The organism is Pelagihabitans pacificus (assembly GCF_009371985.2).
In the GTDB taxonomy this organism is placed as follows: domain Bacteria; phylum Bacteroidota; class Bacteroidia; order Flavobacteriales; family Flavobacteriaceae; genus Pelagihabitans; species Pelagihabitans pacificus.
Window position 1 is genome coordinate 217,691 of record NZ_VIKU02000005.1, and the last position, 15,460, is coordinate 233,150.

13 protein-coding genes and 1 riboswitch are annotated in these 15,460 nt (G+C 46.2%); of the genes, 1 reads left to right on the forward strand and 12 read right to left on the reverse strand.

The features are described 5' to 3' along the window. Positions 1-32 precede the first annotated feature (32 nt). The 11 genes from metF to FK220_RS16435 form a co-directional block, all read right to left on the reverse strand. Positions 33-986: a methylenetetrahydrofolate reductase [NAD(P)H] gene (gene metF / locus FK220_RS16385; RefSeq protein WP_152575423.1), complete on the reverse strand. Its 954-nt coding sequence runs from the start codon at positions 984-986 to the stop codon at positions 33-35. Between the two features lie 283 nt (positions 987-1,269). Further along, positions 1,270-3,957, reverse strand: a complete 2,688-nt coding sequence (metH, locus tag FK220_RS16390; RefSeq protein ID WP_152575424.1) for a methionine synthase — start codon at positions 3,955-3,957, stop codon at positions 1,270-1,272. A 131-nt stretch (positions 3,958-4,088) separates the two neighbouring features. Then, entirely contained in the window at positions 4,089-5,099 is a 1,011-nt protein-coding gene (locus tag FK220_RS16395; protein WP_152575425.1) for a homocysteine S-methyltransferase family protein, read from the reverse strand. A gap of 100 nt (positions 5,100-5,199) precedes the next feature. Beyond that, positions 5,200-5,318, reverse strand: a riboswitch (SAM riboswitch). 173 nt (positions 5,319-5,491) lie between these two features. Next, a complete protein-coding gene (locus tag FK220_RS16400) occupies positions 5,492-6,553 on the reverse strand; it encodes an NAD(P)/FAD-dependent oxidoreductase (protein ID WP_152575426.1) in 1,062 nt (353 codons plus the stop codon). 65 nt (positions 6,554-6,618) lie between these two features. Beyond that, entirely contained in the window at positions 6,619-7,443 is an 825-nt protein-coding gene (gene cobA, locus FK220_RS16405; protein ID WP_152575427.1) for a uroporphyrinogen-III C-methyltransferase, read from the reverse strand. Between the two features lies 1 nt (position 7,444). Continuing rightward, a complete protein-coding gene (locus tag FK220_RS16410; protein WP_152575428.1) occupies positions 7,445-9,535 on the reverse strand; it encodes a nitrite/sulfite reductase in 2,091 nt (696 codons plus the stop codon). Positions 9,536-9,615: 80 nt separating this feature from the next. After that, positions 9,616-10,863: a sulfate adenylyltransferase subunit 1 gene (locus FK220_RS16415; RefSeq protein ID WP_152575429.1), complete on the reverse strand. Its 1,248-nt coding sequence runs from the start codon at positions 10,861-10,863 to the stop codon at positions 9,616-9,618. A 53-nt stretch (positions 10,864-10,916) separates the two neighbouring features. Next, entirely contained in the window at positions 10,917-11,816 is a 900-nt protein-coding gene (gene cysD, locus FK220_RS16420; protein WP_152575430.1) for a sulfate adenylyltransferase subunit CysD, read from the reverse strand. Positions 11,817-11,948: 132 nt separating this feature from the next. Beyond that, complete coding sequence (locus FK220_RS16425; RefSeq protein ID WP_152575431.1) at positions 11,949-12,572, reverse strand: phosphoadenosine phosphosulfate reductase domain-containing protein; 624 nt, start codon at positions 12,570-12,572, stop codon at positions 11,949-11,951. A gap of 6 nt (positions 12,573-12,578) precedes the next feature. Next, positions 12,579-12,848 carry a DUF2061 domain-containing protein gene (locus FK220_RS16430; RefSeq protein ID WP_152575432.1) on the reverse strand — a complete coding sequence of 90 codons (270 nt, stop codon included), beginning with the start codon at positions 12,846-12,848 and terminating at the stop codon, positions 12,579-12,581. A 190-nt stretch (positions 12,849-13,038) separates the two neighbouring features. Further along, positions 13,039-13,449, reverse strand: coding sequence for an RrF2 family transcriptional regulator (locus FK220_RS16435; RefSeq protein WP_152575433.1), 411 nt, complete (start codon positions 13,447-13,449; stop codon positions 13,039-13,041). A gap of 255 nt (positions 13,450-13,704) precedes the next feature. Here FK220_RS16435 and FK220_RS16440 point away from each other — a divergent pair, with 255 nt between their 5' ends. Beyond that, positions 13,705-14,241, forward strand: a complete 537-nt coding sequence (locus FK220_RS16440; RefSeq protein ID WP_152575434.1) for a lipocalin family protein — start codon at positions 13,705-13,707, stop codon at positions 14,239-14,241. Positions 14,242-14,295: 54 nt separating this feature from the next. Here FK220_RS16440 and FK220_RS16445 read toward each other — a convergent pair whose 3' ends face one another. Continuing rightward, a complete protein-coding gene (locus FK220_RS16445; protein WP_152575435.1) occupies positions 14,296-15,459 on the reverse strand; it encodes a trans-sulfuration enzyme family protein in 1,164 nt (387 codons plus the stop codon). Position 15,460: the final 1 nt, after the last annotated feature.

Sequence of the window (15,460 nt, forward strand, 5' to 3'; positions counted from 1 at the left end):
TGTAATATTATTTGCACCCTAAACCGAAAATTTTAGAAGACCTTGCTAGCGATCGCCTTGATATTATCCGATTTTCCCATCGAGTAATAATGCAATACGGGTACCCCGGCCGCTTTCAATTCCTTTGATTGTTCAATGGCCCATTCGATACCTACTTGCCGTACCGCCTTATTGTCTTTGCAAGCTTCTACCGAATCGATCAAATCTTGAGGCAAGTCAATTCGGAATACTTGGGGTAGTAACTGTAAATGCCGCTTCACCGCGATGGGCTTTATCCCCGGAATAATAGGCACCTCGATTCCCATTTGCTTGGCAGCCTCCACGAATTCAAAATACTTTTTATTGTCGAAGAACATTTGGGTCACCACATAGTCGGCCCCTGCATCTACCTTTTCCTTTAAACGGATGAGGTCCGATTTCAACGAAGGTGCTTCCAAATGTTTTTCGGGATAGCCGGCCACTCCAATACAGAAATCGGAGCAGTTATCCGTTTCGATGACCTCGTGCAAATACTTGCCACAGTTCAGGTTTTGAATCTGTTCCACGAGATTCAAGGCATAGGGGTGGCCTCCTTTTGTGGGCTGAAAGTACTTTTCCTCCCGCATGGCATCCCCACGGAGAGCCATTACATTATCGATGCCCAAGTAGTGGCAGTCGACCAACAAATACTCGGTCTCTTCCTTGGTAAAACCACCACAGAGTACGTGGGGTACGGTATCCACGTCGTATTTGTGCTTGATAGAGGCACAGATTCCCACGGTGCCCGGCCGCATTCGGGTCAGCTTTTTATCCAGAAGTCCATCACGGTCGATGTACACGTATTCCTCCCGTGAAGTAGTTACATCGATAAAGGGTGGTTTGAACTCCATCAGTGGATCTATATTGCCATATAGCTCTTCAATGCTACGCCCCTTTACCGGCGGAATAATTTCAAAGGAGAACAAGGTGTTCCCCGCCGCTGCTTCAATATGATCTGTTACTTTCATAATCCTCTCCCCTCGCCCTCTCCAAACGGAGGAGTGCTTCCCGGGATTTATTTAATTAATATTTCATTAAGGGCGTTACCCTGACAAAAGTTGTCGTTTTGTCCGGGCCGGGCTTTCGGCAGTCGCTTCCCGAGACCGCTCGGGAGCGCTTCAACAATGCCTCTATCCCTGACGCGGGCCTCTCCGAAAGCACGGGAAGCCATTTCACCAAAGTCCCTTTTTACCAAACTGTTACGAGCACCCCAAAAGTCCCAAAACTTTAGAAATCTCTTTTGTACCATCCTTAGTCCGCGATATTGGGCGCCAGCCATTTAGCAGCTTCATCAATACTGATTCCTTTTCGCTCGGCAAAATCCCGCACCTGGTCTTCCTTTATCTTTCCGAGACCAAAATACCGTGCTTTCGGGTTTCCAAAATAATATCCACTAACCGAAGCCGCTGGCCACATGGCCAGACTTTCGGTCAATTTTACCCCAATGCGTTGTTCGACCTGCATCATTTCCCAAATCGTCAATTTCTCCAAGTGGTCCGGACAGGCCGGATACCCTGGTGCAGGGCGAATGCCTTTGTACGATTCGTTGATCAATTCCTGATTACTCAAATCCTCACCATCCGCATAGCCCCAATGACGGGTACGTACCTCCTTATGAAGGTATTCGGCGAACGCTTCGGCCAATCGATCGGCCAAAGCCTTTATCATAATCGAACTGTAGTCGTCGTGATTTTTTTCATATTCCGCCGCTACCGTTTCCGTACCGAATCCTGTGGTGACGCAAAAACAACCGATGTAGTCCTGAATACCCGATTCCTTGGGTGCAATAAAATCGGCAAGGGCATGGTCGGGCACCCCTTCTTTTCGTTGCAACTGCTGTCTTAACGTCCGGAACACATGCGTTTCTTCATTTACACGAACCTCGATGTCATCGTCATCAACACTGTTGGCGGGAAAAAGACCAAAAATTCCTTTGGCCTTTAATTGCTTTTTGGCCAGTATCTCCCGCAGCATCTTTTGGGCATCGGCAAAAAGCTCGTTCGCCTGGGAACCAACCACTTCATCCGTTAGGATATCCGGATATTTACCATGCAAGTCCCAGCTCCTGAAAAAAGGTGTCCAGTCGATAAAGGGTACCAACTTTGTTAGATCGAGGTCCTCGATGACCTGGATGCCCAATTCGTTGGGTTCTACGATTTGCGCCGTTTGCCAGTCTATCTTGAACTTATTGGCCCTAGCGACTTCAATCGGCTTATACTCCTTTTGAACAGATCTTTTCAGGAATTTGTCACGGAAAACCTCATAATCTTCCTTAATCGTTCGTTTATAGGCATCCTTGCTTTCCTTTTGTAGGAGGTCGCCAACTACCGTCACCGCTCTTGAGGCATCGTTCACGTGCACAACCGCAGCTTCGTAGTGTGGGTCGATCTTGACGGCGGTATGGGCTTTGCTGGTAGTCGCCCCACCAATCAATAAGGGAACGGTGAAGTTCTTTCGTTGCATTTCTTTTGCCAGGTGCACCATCTCATCCAAAGAGGGCGTAATCAGCCCACTTAGCCCTATGATATCAACATTGTGGGCGATGGCTTCCGCGATGATTTTTTCCGGAGGCACCATCACGCCTAGGTCCACTATTTCATAGTTATTACAAGCCAGCACCACACTTACGATGTTCTTACCAATGTCATGTACATCGCCCTTTACGGTAGCCATCAAAATTTTTCCCGCCCCTTGGGTGTCCCCCACTTGTGGATTGTTCAGTTTCTCTTCCTCTATATAGGGCAATAGGTAAGCCACTGCTTTTTTCATAACCCGGGCGGACTTCACCACTTGTGGCAAAAACATTTTTCCACTTCCAAAGAGATCCCCTACGACGTTCATTCCGGTCATCAAATGACCCTCGATAACCTCAATGGGTTTATCAACATTTTGCCGGGCTTCTTCAACGTCTTCCTCGATATACTGGTCGATTCCTTTGACCAAGGCACGTGTTATACGATCTTGTAACGGTTCCTTTCTCCAAGAAAGGTCTACTTTGCTTTCCTTGGCCCTGCCTACCACCGATTCGGCGAAGTCGAGCAGCCGTTCCGTGGCATCTTCCCTTCGATTCAGGATAACATCCTCCACACGTTCCAACAGGTCGTTGGGAATATCGTCGTACACTTCCAACATGGTAGGATTAACGATGCCCATATTCATCCCGGATCTGATGGCATGGTAGAGAAAAACCGAATGCATCGCCTCCCTGACCGGATTGTTCCCCCGAAAACTAAAGGAAACGTTGCTCACTCCCCCGCTTACACTACAGTGCGGAAGGTTCTCACGAACCCATTTGGTGGCCTCGATAAAATCGATGGCATTGCGTTTGTGTTCCTCCATTCCGGTTGCGACCGGAAAAATGTTCAAATCGAAAATGATATCTTCCGGCGGAAAACCTACCTTGTTCACCAAAATATCGTAGGAACGCTTTGAAATTTCGATTCTCCTGTCGTAATTGTCGGCCTGGCCCACCTCATCAAAAGCCATCACAATCACCGCGGCACCATATCTTTTAATGCGTGTTGCCTGATAAATAAACTGCTCTTCCCCCTCTTTCAGACTTATCGAATTTACAACGCATTTTCCTTGAACAACCTGTAATCCGGCTTCGATTATCTCCCATTTAGAGCTATCGATCATGATAGGTACACGGGCAATGTCGGGTTCGGCGATAACGAGGTTCAGAAACTTCACCATAGCCTCCTTGCCATCGATGAGTCCGTCATCCATATTAATATCGATAATCTGTGCACCACCTTCTACCTGTTCACGGGCCACATCCAGGGCCTCTTCGAATTTCTCTTCCTTTACCAGGCGAAGAAACTTTTTTGAACCGGCCACATTGGTACGCTCCCCCACATTAATAAAATTGCTTTCAGGAGTAATGACCAAAGGCTCCAGACCGGATAATTTGAGATATTTGGGTTTAGTTTCGTTCATTATTGATTGTGCAATACTTCGATAAAAGGTTTATAAAAATGATGCAAGGGTCTTTTTCGTTATTGATATCGGCGTGAATGTTGAACTTGTCCTTCGGTGCTTGTACCTCCGTAATTCCGACAGACCTGCCATCATACCGAAACGTATTCGCCCTCAATGGGTCGGGGAGCATATTCACCGACCAACCGTGCAATCGCAGCGATATGCTCGGGAGTAGTTCCACAACATCCGCCCACGATGTTTACCAACCCTTTTTCTACATACTCCTTGATTTGGGCCGCCATTTGTTCGGGCGACTCATCGTACTCGCCGAACGCATTTGGCAAACCTGCATTCGGGTGAGCAGAAACCGCATAATCCGTGCGACCGGACAACACCTCTAGGTGGGGCACCAATTGACTCGCCCCCAAGGCACAGTTAAACCCGACCGAAAGTAAAGGAATGTGGGAAATCGAAATCAGGAAGGCTTCGGCCGTTTGTCCCGATAAGGTTCTCCCGGAAGCGTCGGTTATCGTACCGCTAACCATAATAGGGACTTCGATACCGCGTTCCTCTTTTACTTCTTCGATGGCAAATAGGGCCGCTTTGGCATTCAATGTATCAAAAATAGTCTCCACCAAAAGAATGTCGGCGCCACCATCGAGCAAGGCTTCCACTTGTTGTTTATACGCAATCCGCAATTCTTCAAAAGAGATTGCCCGAAACCCTGGGTCGTTGACGTCTGGTGACATGCTGGCGGTCTTGTTCGTTGGACCGATGCTCCCCGCAACAAATCGAGGCTTATCGGGCTCCTTGGCGGTAAATTCCTCCGCCACCTTTTTGGCTATTTTGGCCGATTCATAGTTGAGCTCATATACGAGGTCCTCCATATGGTAATCCGCCATCGCAATCGTAGTTCCGGAAAATGTATTTGTCTCCACAATATCGGCACCTGCTGCAAAATACTTTCGGTGCACCTCTGCGATTGCTTCCGGTTGGGTCAACGACAATAGGTCATTGTTTCCCTGTAACGGGTGTTCCCAATCTTTAAAACGTTCGCCACGAAAGTCTTCTTCTTGAAACTTATAACGCTGCAGCATGGTACCCATGGCACCATCCAATACCAATATCCGCTGTTTTAATACCTCTTGAATCTTGCTCATTGATCTCGTTTATACTATTGCGCTCAAAAAAACCTTTGTAAATCGAACAATCGTTACGTAGTAATGCTATCAAGTAAGGGAAGAGAAGGAAATACTCCTTGAGTTATCTGCCTGGATACCGGGCTGAACCCGATAGCAGGTAGAATGTAGCACCTTCTTTAAAGTAAAGGGTTGCTAAGGCTTCGTAGGGTCTAATCCCTCCACCTTTCTTGATAACTTATTACAAATTTTCTAATGAACTGGGTGCAAAGTAACGGCACCCGCGATTCAAAAGCAAGGAATGTGTTCGCTTTTTGGAACTTATTGGGTGAATGGCGTTTAACCATCGACCAAATTAAAGTCCCCTGAATCCTAAAATCACAGAGGCCTCGGCACTAAATGGATATGCTTGATCAAGCGATAGGTTGCACCACTTCTTTTTTGGCTTCCTTCCTACTACCATCAAAACCCTCGACTCCCCCTACCGTGGTGTATTTCATCACATAGCGTTTTCCCGGATTGATTATTTGATAAGCGTACTGGCACATGACCGCCGCCTCATGAAAACCGGAAAGTATTAGTTTCAACTTGCCTTCATAGGTGTTGACGTCACCGATAGCGAATACCCCGGGAATATTGGTCTGATAGTCCTTGGCATTGTTCACCTTAATCGCATTTTTTTCAATTTCCAGACCCCAATCACCGATAGGGCCTAATTTTGGAGAAAGTCCGAACAGGGGGATAAAGGCATTGGTCTCCACATAGGTCTCCCCTTTATCGGTATCGTTATGTCTGATGACGACCGCTTCCAAATGTTCGTCTCCGTATAGTTTTTTCACCTCCGCTTCCGTATACAACTTGATTTTTCCCTGTTTCGCAAGTTCGCTTGCTCTTTCAACCGAATCCAGGGCCCCTCGAAACTCTTTTCTTCTATGTACCAATGACACTTCAGATGCCACATCGGCAAGATAAATCGCCCAGTCCAAGGCGGAATCCCCGCCACCGGCAATGACCACCTTTTTATTTCGATAGGTTTCGGGGTCCTTGATTATGTAGGACACCCCTTTTTCCTCAAAATCGGTAATCGAATCTATGGGAGGTTTTCGCGGTTCAAAGGAGCCCAATCCTCCTGCAATGACGACGACCCGGGCATGATGACGTGTTCCTTTATTGGTGGTTACAATGAACGAACCATCGTCTTGCCGATCTAACGTTTCGGCTCGTTCGCCAAGCGTGAATCCGGGATTGAAAGGGCCAATCTGTTCCATCAGGTTGTCGATTAACTGCCCCGCCAAAATCTCTGGAAAAGCCGGGATATCGTAAATGGGTTTCTTGGGGTAAATTTCTGAACATTGCCCCCCTGGCTGCGGCAAAGCGTCGATCAGATGGCATTTAAGTTTTAGGAGTCCGGCTTCGAACACTGTGAAAAGTCCGGTCGGACCTGCGCCGATAATGAGTATATCTGTTTGAATCATCCTTTAATTTTTTGCTTCATCCGAAGCTATTGTTTTTACCTAATAACTGTTCACTATAATTGATGCTATACCGCCAATAGCTCCCTGCTTGCGATGGTTTCCGATAAGCGGTTCATCGCTTGCCGATGCCGTACGACTTCCCCTATGATAATGATTGCCGGGTTCGACACTTTCTGTTTCACTACTTCACGGTCTATGGTCTTAATAGTACCTATGGCTACTTTTTCATTCTTCATGGTGCCATTTTGAATGATGGCAACCGGTGTATCTCCCTTACCCCCCTCTTTGAAAAGGGTCGTGATCTCTTGAAGCTTTCCCATTCCCATCAAAATCACGACCGTGGCGTTGCTCTTTGCCGCTAGTCGTACGTCCGAGGATAAGCGATGATCTTTGGTGGTCCCCGTAATCACCCAAAAGCTCTCGGTAAGACCTCTTTTGGTCACTGGTATTTGTTGACTTGCAGGCACGGCCAAGCAGGATGATATGCCCGGAACCATGGCGACCTCCAAACCATTGGCCGCCGCATACTCCATCTCCTCTGCCCCACGACCGAATACAAAGGGATCCCCTCCCTTTAATCGGACTACATGGCCATGAGTCCTGCCTAGACTGACGATAAGTTCATTGATCTGCTCTTGTTGGTAGGAATAGCACCCCTTGCGTTTCCCCACAAAAATTTGATCCGCCTGGGGTGCATATTCCATCAACTTGGGGTCGATCAATGCGTCATATAGAACAACGTCGGCACTTTGCAATGCCTTTATTGCTTTAAGGGTAATCAATTCCACGTCACCGGGGCCTGCACCGACCACCGTTAGTTTTCCGTCATTTCTTTCCTGTCCCCCGGAGGTAGACAGGGGCAAATCTGTACCATGTGTAGGATAGCCCATATTATACTTCTTGGAGTTCCCGGGTTCGGTATTGCCCCGCGACTTTCAGAAAGTCACAAGCTTGTGCCATGTACGTTTGGGCAAAACGCTCCGATGGAGCATTTTTATTCAGTTGTAAGACCAAGTCTTCGAATGAACCCTGTTGGGATATTCTTCCCGTATCGATGAATTTCGTATCAAAATCCTTGATGATACTTGCGTGGGTATTGGTCTTGGTTCTTTCAGCGGTCAATAGAGCTTTGGCAGCGTTGACCATTGAAGAATAGGAATAATAGATACTCGCAGCCCATTTTTCCGCCTCTAGCGCTTCTGCTGCACGCTGTATTTTTTCGTCACTTTCCAACAGGAGGGTCGCCACCAAATCTATGACAACCCCGGCGCATTCCCCGACTCCGATAGCCTTGCGATAGGTCTTGGTCGTTCCCCAATCGATAAAGTCTTCAGGTACCAAGTTATCGACCGATGTAAGTGTTTTGAGCAAATCGTAAAAGTATTGCTCCCCTTTTTTTACATAATAGTCCGTGTAGGTAAGGCCCTGTCCGTATGAATCATAGTCATCGAGTACAAGCCGTAAAGCCTGTGGGCCGCGTTTACTGGGGATCTTTACCACCTTATCGGCAAAACGTCCCTTCCCGTTACCGTAGTTGCCTCCTCCCAAAAGAACTTGTAGTGCCGGGGCGACCAATTTGTCCTTGGTGCGAATGCTCATCCCTTGAAAACCTATATGGGCCATCGTGTGTTGTCCGCAGGCGTTCATACAACCACTGATCTTGATGATCACATCGGGATTATCGATGTACCGTGGATATTCCGCTTTGATAACGCGTTCCAATTCCCGGGCAATTCCTGTGCTGCTGGCAATGCCCAGATTACAGGTATCGGTTCCAGGGCAGGCGGTGATGTCCAAGGCTGTATTATATCCCGTTTCAGCAAAACCCAATTTTCTTAATTCGCTGTAAAAAAAAGAAATCGATGCTTCGGGTACAAACGGTACCAAAATATTCTGGCGTAAGGATAGTCGGAGTTCACCCCTTGCATATTTCTCCACCAACCGGGCTAATAATCTTGCCTTATCGGTATAGAAATCACCTAAAGGCACTTTGATCCCTATAGCGACATAGCCTGATTGTTTTTGAGGTACCAAGTTGGTCTTTTTCCATCGTTCAAAGGTCTTTGTATCCTGTATCGTAACGATTGGGGCTACGGTTTTGGGAGCCTTGACTGTGGGAGCGGTATCCGGGTCGATGATTACGGATTTATGGGGAATCGCCTTTTCCTCGTTCCTCAGTAGCCTTTTGAAGCTATCGAGGCCTATATCCTTCAATAAGAACTTCATACGTGCCTTGGCCCTACTTTTTCGTTCCCCATAGCGATCAAAGACCCGAACCACCCCTTCCATCAACGGAATAATCTTATCGGTCGGCAAAAAGCCGTACAGTACATCGGCGTGCCGCGGTTGCGATCCCAGGCCACCTCCTATCAATACCTTAAATCCTCGAACACCATTTTTCATTTTAGCGATGAAACCTAAATCGTGCATATAGGATAAGCCTGTATCGGAATCGCTCGCCGAAAACGACACCTTGAATTTCCGCCCCATTTCCTGCCCGATAGGGTTTCGAAGAAAATATTTGAAGATTGCATCGGCGTAAGGAGAAACATCGAATGGTTCATCAACATCGATACCGGCGGTTTCACTTGCAGTTACATTTCGTACGGTATTGCCGCAGGCTTCCCGGAGGGTCACCTCATCCTTTTCCAATTGTGCCCACAATTCTGGAGTTCGGTCGAGGTCTACATAGTGTATTTGAATATCCTGACGTGTGGTAATATGAAGCCTTCCGGTAGAATATTCATCGGCTACATCACTGATGCGCCTCAATTGACGGGCCGTGACCCTCCCATAGGGCAATTTTATGCGGATCATCTGTACCCCTTGTTGCCGCTGTCCATAGACCCCTCGTGCCAAACGCAGACTACGGAATTTTTCCCCATCGATAGTTCCTTCCTTGAACTGGCGGATTTTGGCTTCCAGTTCAATGATATCTTTCTCCACAATCGGATTCTCTATTTCCGTCCTAAAGCTTCGCATTTTATATCTGTTTTCCTATCGGTTAAATAGGTAATTATCTTTTGTTCCTGCCAGATTTTTTCGTTCGAATAAACATGCCCTTAACCGATGAACCCCGCCCCTACGGTATTATTGGTTTGGGAATCGATTATGATAAAGGATCCGTTTGTTCGATGCTCTTTAAACCTATCAAAGAAAATGGGCTTGTTCAACCTAAAACTTACCTCTGCAATATCATTCATTCCCAAAGTGCTTACGTTGGGATCCACTCCCGAATAATCCGGTTCGATCTTGTGGTGGATGGTCTCCACTTTCCCCAAGACCTTGTTGACCCCATGTTGTACGATGTATCTGTTACCTACGGTCAAATCTTGGGAATCCATCCAGGAGACCGTAGCTGTAAATCGTTTGTCGACCATCGGTAGGTCACCAACCTTTACCAACATGTCGCCCCTGCTTAGATTGATTTCGTCTTCTAAGGTAATCGTTACCGAAGATCTTCTGGAGGCCGTACCACACTGTTGATCATAAAACCAGATTTCCTTGATTTTGCTACGTGTCTGCGACGGAAGGGCCACTACCTCATCACCGACGTTCAATTCGCCACCGTATACTTTCCCGGCAAAACCCCTAAAATCGTGGTGCGCCTCCGTTTTAGGACGGATGACATATTGTATCGGAAAACGCGGTGTACCCACATTGTAAATGTCTTTGTTATCCAAGGCTTCCAGATGCTGCAACAAGGTTGGCCCATTATACCAAGGGGTGCGTACCGATTTGTGTACAACATTATCGCCTTGGAGGGCACTTACCGGAATAAAGGAAATCTGCTGTTCCTGATACTCCCTTTTTTGCATCAGCTTCTGAAAGTCAGCTTTGATTTCGTTGTATTGGTCCTCCGAAAAATCGACCAGATCCATTTTATTGATGGCTACCACAACATCCTTGATACGCAAAAGGTTGTTGATAAAAAAGTGGCGATGGGTTTGTTCGATGACTCCTTTTCGAGCGTCGATCAAGATGATGGCCGCTTGGGAGGTCGAAGCTCCGGTAACCATGTTTCTTGTGTATTCCACATGGCCGGGTGTATCCGCAATAATGTAACTTTTCGTATCGGTGGAAAAATAAATATGTGCCACATCGATGGTGATCCCTTGTTCCCGTTCCGCGACCAAGCCATCAGTGGCCAAGGAAAAATCCAAATAATCATAGCCGTTTTTCTTACTGGTTCGCTCGATGGCCTCCAGTTTATCGGTAGTCAGTGATTTGGTGTCGTACAAAAGCCTACCGATCAAGGTACTTTTGCCATCGTCTACACTTCCTGCCGTTGCTATTTTTAATACTTCCATTTCTTGGTATTTAAGGGGCTGTACATGGTAGCGCCCACCTATTTGTTTAGTAGTTAAAAGTACCCTTGCTGTTTTCTTTTTTCCATGGCGGCCTCCGAACGCTTATCGTCAATTCGGGCACCGCGTTCAGACAGGGTCGACTCGCGTATCTCCTCGACTACTGAAGCGATATCGGCAGCCTCGGAGAACACTGCCGCCGTACAACTCATATCCCCAACCGTGCGAAAACGGACCATTCGTTCCAAGACTTCTTCATCTTCCTCTTGAAATACGTAGTCGGAATGGGACCAAATCAATCCGTCCCTTAAAAAGACCTTACGTTTGTGGGCGAAGTAAATCGAGGGGATTTCTATTTTTTCTTTTTCGATATAGGACCAAACATCGAGTTCGGTCCAGTTCGAAATTGGAAAAACCCTTACATTTTGACCTAGTTCAATCTGGCCATTGAGCATATCGAACAATTCGGGACGTTGGTTTTTTTCATCCCATTGTCCGAAATCATCACGGACGGAGAAGATACGTTCCTTAGCCCGTGCCTTCTCCTCATCCCTTCGAGCCCCTCCGATACACGCATCGAACTTGAATTCTTCGATGGCATCCAGTAAGGTGGTGGTCTGCAACGAATTTCTACTGGAATATTTCCCCGATTCCTCTTTCACCTTTCCTTGATCGATAGAGTCCTGCACCTTTCTTACAATCAACTCCAATCCGAGTTCCTCGACCATCCGGTCTCGAAAATCGATTGTTTCCGGAAAATTATGACCGGTATCGATATGTAGTAAAGGAAACGGAATTTTTGCTGGCCAAAAAGCTTTTTGTGCCAATCGGACAAGGGTTATCGAGTCTTTTCCTCCCGAAAACAACAGTACGGGGCGCTCGAACTGAGCGGCCACCTCCCGTAAAATATAGATGGCTTCGTTTTCCAAAGGATTTATATGTGATGTGTCTTTCATTATAAAGTTCAAATTCAAGTATCAAGTTCAAGTGTCAAATTCAAGCGCGGGTTCACATTTTTAGAATGTACTCCGCCGTACTACCGCAATCATCTTAGTTTCTTCTCTTTTCTCTTTCCGCCTTCCTATTTTCTAAGTATGCAGACCACATTCCCTGTTCCCAAGAACCTTGGTCGGATCGAAATAGCGGTGCTCATTGGGAAGACCGTGCTCCTTTAGGTACGCATCCAACTGGGTATCGCTCCAATGGTAAAACGGACTCACTTTCAGCACCCCATCTTTGCCAAGACTCAAAATATCCAAGGAATCACGCAATGCAGTCTGGCCTTTTCTCAAATTCGTAAACCATATGTCGGGCCGATACTTATCCATGGCCCTTCGAAATGGCTCCAGTTTTACCTGTTCGGTAAACTTCGCATGTCTCGGGTCTTCTATCCCAGGAACCCCCATTAGCACATCTCGATGTGCCGATGTTTGTTTGGGAACAAATAGATCGATATTCAAGTGCAACCTGCCAATCAATTCTTCCGCATGTCGATATGTGTCCTGGGTATTATAGCCGGTATCGCACCAGATAACCGGAATGTCTTGCTTTACCGCTACCACCGCGTGCAGTATTGCTACTTCATAGGGGCGAAAATTGGTAGTTACTACGGCCCGGTCGGATTGGTTCACTGCCCATGAAATGATTTCTTTTGGTGAAATACCTTGAAACTGCCCATTCAGTTTTTTAATTTGTTCCTTTATCAATGACATGGTTATTTATTTTGTTTTTCCCCAAGAAATCTTATTCCAAATACGTTCGTGAAAAAAATAAAGCACCATCTTGGTAATGAAGTCAATACTGGCAATCGACGCCGCTAGAACAACCTTTCCGGTAAGTAGATAAGATATCAATAACGTGTCCATAGTGCCAATGAAGCGCCAGCTTACCGCCTTTGCTACACTTCGAATGGGCTTTTCTGAATTCTTGTCTGAGGTATAATGACTTTTAGACGATTTTTTATCCAGTACGAGTTGGTCTACAATCATGAAAATGTATTATTCTAATTACCCTATATATTTAGTAGGAATATCAAAACTAATTTTATTCTACTATCTAGTACGTCAAAAACCATTAAAAATTACTTTTACCCTATAGATTTAATAGATTAATAAAAAAATGCCCTGATTATTGAGGATAATTTACTTGTTTTGAATAAAACGAATGAAAAAAAGGGTACTACTTGACCAAATCGGCCAGCGTATTATTACGATACACTTCCAAGGTGCTATCCCGCACCTTGAGCATCAGGGTATGTACCGAACAAGCATCCTCATCGGGACAGTCATCGCACTTTTCATAGAAATTAAGGCTTACACATGGCACCATGGCAATTGGTCCTTCCAAGACCCTCATAACATCCGTCATCAGCACTTCCTCGGGTTTCTTTATGAGATAATATCCTCCGCCCTTGCCTTTTTTAGAACCCAAAAAACCCGATTTACGTAGCGACAATAAAATGCTCTCCAAAAACTTTTGGGAGATATTCTCATGTTGGGCAATTTCAGAAATCTGTACGGGCGTGTTCCCTTTTTGGGAAGCCAGATATGTCAGTGCCTTTAGCCCGTATTTTGTTTTTTTCGAGAGCATGGAACGAAGATAGCAAATAAAACATTCCTGAAGCCAAAGCTGCTTTTGGCAAGTCGGTACGACCGTCAAAAGAAGTTTGCACCGAAATCCTATGGCTCGAACGGAATAGCCATTGGAATCCTTCGGTTCCAAACCGCCAATTGGAGCAAGCCGACCACGGCTTTTACGAAACAAGAACCATTGGTCGAAAAAACGGTTTTGCAGATACGTTTTTAACACTCCATACGTTCTCGTAATCTACCAAATCATTTAGGAATGAAAAAACTACACCTTATCGTATTTTTGGCAACTGCTTCCCTTTTCGTTGCTTGTGAAAAAGATAGCACCGAGGAGTCTATTAAAGAGGTTGCTGTGGAGCAATCGGCACTTTTGGGCACTTGGGAAGTGACGGGCTATGAAATCGAGGAAGGTAAGTCGGTCACCGAAGCCGACGGACAGCGTATTACACAGGAATACACTTCCTACGGAAAGGACTATGACATGACGGTAGAGTTTAACGAAGACCCGCGGACCGTTGTAAGCAATGGTTCTTATACCGCTGTCATCACCTATTCCTTGTTGGGACAGAAATATACGCAAGAGGTCCCTGCTTATTCCCTATTCGAAAGTGCTGCGTGGAGCTTGGAGGGTTCCGAAATCGTCATAGGGAATGATGGGGAGGAAACGCGCGCCAAGATTATCGAGATGTTGGAAACAAAGTTGGTGATGACTTGGGACTACGATGAAGTTCTGGAAACAGATGGCGCTATGGTCACCACAACCGGAAAGTTAACCCTCACTTTGGAGCGGTAAACCATCTTTAAAAAACAGATTCAAAAGGTTGGTTCTTTTAAAGTACCGGCTTTCTTATCGTAAGGCATGGTCGATATCGGAGATAATATCGTCGATATGTTCCAAACCTACCGAGATACGTACCATTCCGTCAGAAATACCCACAGCAGCCCGCTCCTCTGATGATAGCTTACTATGGGTGGTAGAAGCTGGGTGTGTTACAATACTGCGTGAATCTCCCAAATTTGCCGATAACGATAGGAGTCCGATCTTGTCGAAAAATTCCCTTCCAGCCTTTTTCCCCCCTTTGATTTCAAAGGCGACCACACAGCCCCCCGCCTTCATTTGCCTTTTGGCAACTTCATAGTTGGGATGGGATTTGAGAAAAGGATATTTCACCCAATTCACCTTTTCATGACCTTCCAAAAACGTAGCCAATTTCAAAGCGTTGTTACAATGCCTATCCACACGAACAGCCAATGTTTCCAGGCTCTTGGAGAGCATCCAAGCGTTAAACGGGGATAAGGCGGGACCGGTTATCCTGGAAAATCTGTATATTTTATCTATTAAGTCCCTTCTTCCGACCGTTATACCTGCGAGCACCCTACCTTGTCCGTCCATTAACTTGGTCCCGGAATGAATGACCAGATCCGCACCGAAGGTAATAGGTTGCTGCAAGTAAGGGGAGGCAAAACAATTGTCGATGATCAACATCAAATTATGCCTTTTTGCAATCTTGGCCAGTGCCTCCAAATCGAGAATATCAACCCCTGGATTGGTCGGTGATTCGGCGTATATCAATTTGGTCTTCGGGGTAATCATCGCCTCGATCTTCTCCAAGGCATCTATTCTAAAGTAGGAATGGTCGATGTTCCATTTGGGAAAGAAATTGGTCAACAATGAATGGGTCGATCCAAAAATACTTCGGGCCGACAGTATGTGGTCTCCACTCTCCAACAGTGCCGCAAAAGTTGAAAATACCGCTGCCATCCCCGAGGCAAAAGCAAACCCGTCTTCAGCCCCTTCCATCTGGCATACCTTCCGGATAAACTCCGTCGAATTGGGATTGGAATATCGTGAGTAAATGTTCCTGTCTTTCTCCTCCGCAAAAGATGCCCGCATATCCTCGGCATCCTCAAAAACAAAACTGGAGGTAAGGTACAACGGCACGGAATGCTCCAGAAATTGCGTTCGTTCAATTTGTGTGCGTACGGCGTTGGTTTCGAATTTATGATTCATC

Excerpts from the sequence above, each read along its gene's own strand:
- metF (WP_152575423.1), bottom strand. The coding sequence starts at position 986 with ATGAAAGTAACAGATCATATTGAAGCAGCGGCGGGGAACACCTTGTTC.
- metH (WP_152575424.1), bottom strand. The coding sequence starts at position 3,957 with ATGAACGAAACTAAACCCAAATATCTCAAATTATCCGGTCTGGAGCCT.
- FK220_RS16395 (WP_152575425.1), bottom strand. The coding sequence starts at position 5,099 with ATGAGCAAGATTCAAGAGGTATTAAAACAGCGGATATTGGTATTGGAT.
- FK220_RS16400 (WP_152575426.1), bottom strand. The coding sequence starts at position 6,553 with ATGATTCAAACAGATATACTCATTATCGGCGCAGGTCCGACCGGACTT.
- cobA (WP_152575427.1), bottom strand. The coding sequence starts at position 7,443 with ATGGGCTATCCTACACATGGTACAGATTTGCCCCTGTCTACCTCCGGG.
- FK220_RS16410 (WP_152575428.1), bottom strand. The coding sequence starts at position 9,535 with ATGCGAAGCTTTAGGACGGAAATAGAGAATCCGATTGTGGAGAAAGAT.
- FK220_RS16415 (WP_152575429.1), bottom strand. The coding sequence starts at position 10,863 with ATGGAAGTATTAAAAATAGCAACGGCAGGAAGTGTAGACGATGGCAAA.
- cysD (WP_152575430.1), bottom strand. The coding sequence starts at position 11,816 with ATGAAAGACACATCACATATAAATCCTTTGGAAAACGAAGCCATCTAT.
- FK220_RS16425 (WP_152575431.1), bottom strand. The coding sequence starts at position 12,572 with ATGTCATTGATAAAGGAACAAATTAAAAAACTGAATGGGCAGTTTCAA.
- FK220_RS16430 (WP_152575432.1), bottom strand. The coding sequence starts at position 12,848 with ATGATTGTAGACCAACTCGTACTGGATAAAAAATCGTCTAAAAGTCAT.
- FK220_RS16435 (WP_152575433.1), bottom strand. The coding sequence starts at position 13,449 with ATGCTCTCGAAAAAAACAAAATACGGGCTAAAGGCACTGACATATCTG.
- FK220_RS16440 (WP_152575434.1), top strand. The coding sequence starts at position 13,705 with ATGAAAAAACTACACCTTATCGTATTTTTGGCAACTGCTTCCCTTTTC.
- FK220_RS16445 (WP_152575435.1), bottom strand. The coding sequence starts at position 15,459 with ATGAATCATAAATTCGAAACCAACGCCGTACGCACACAAATTGAACGA.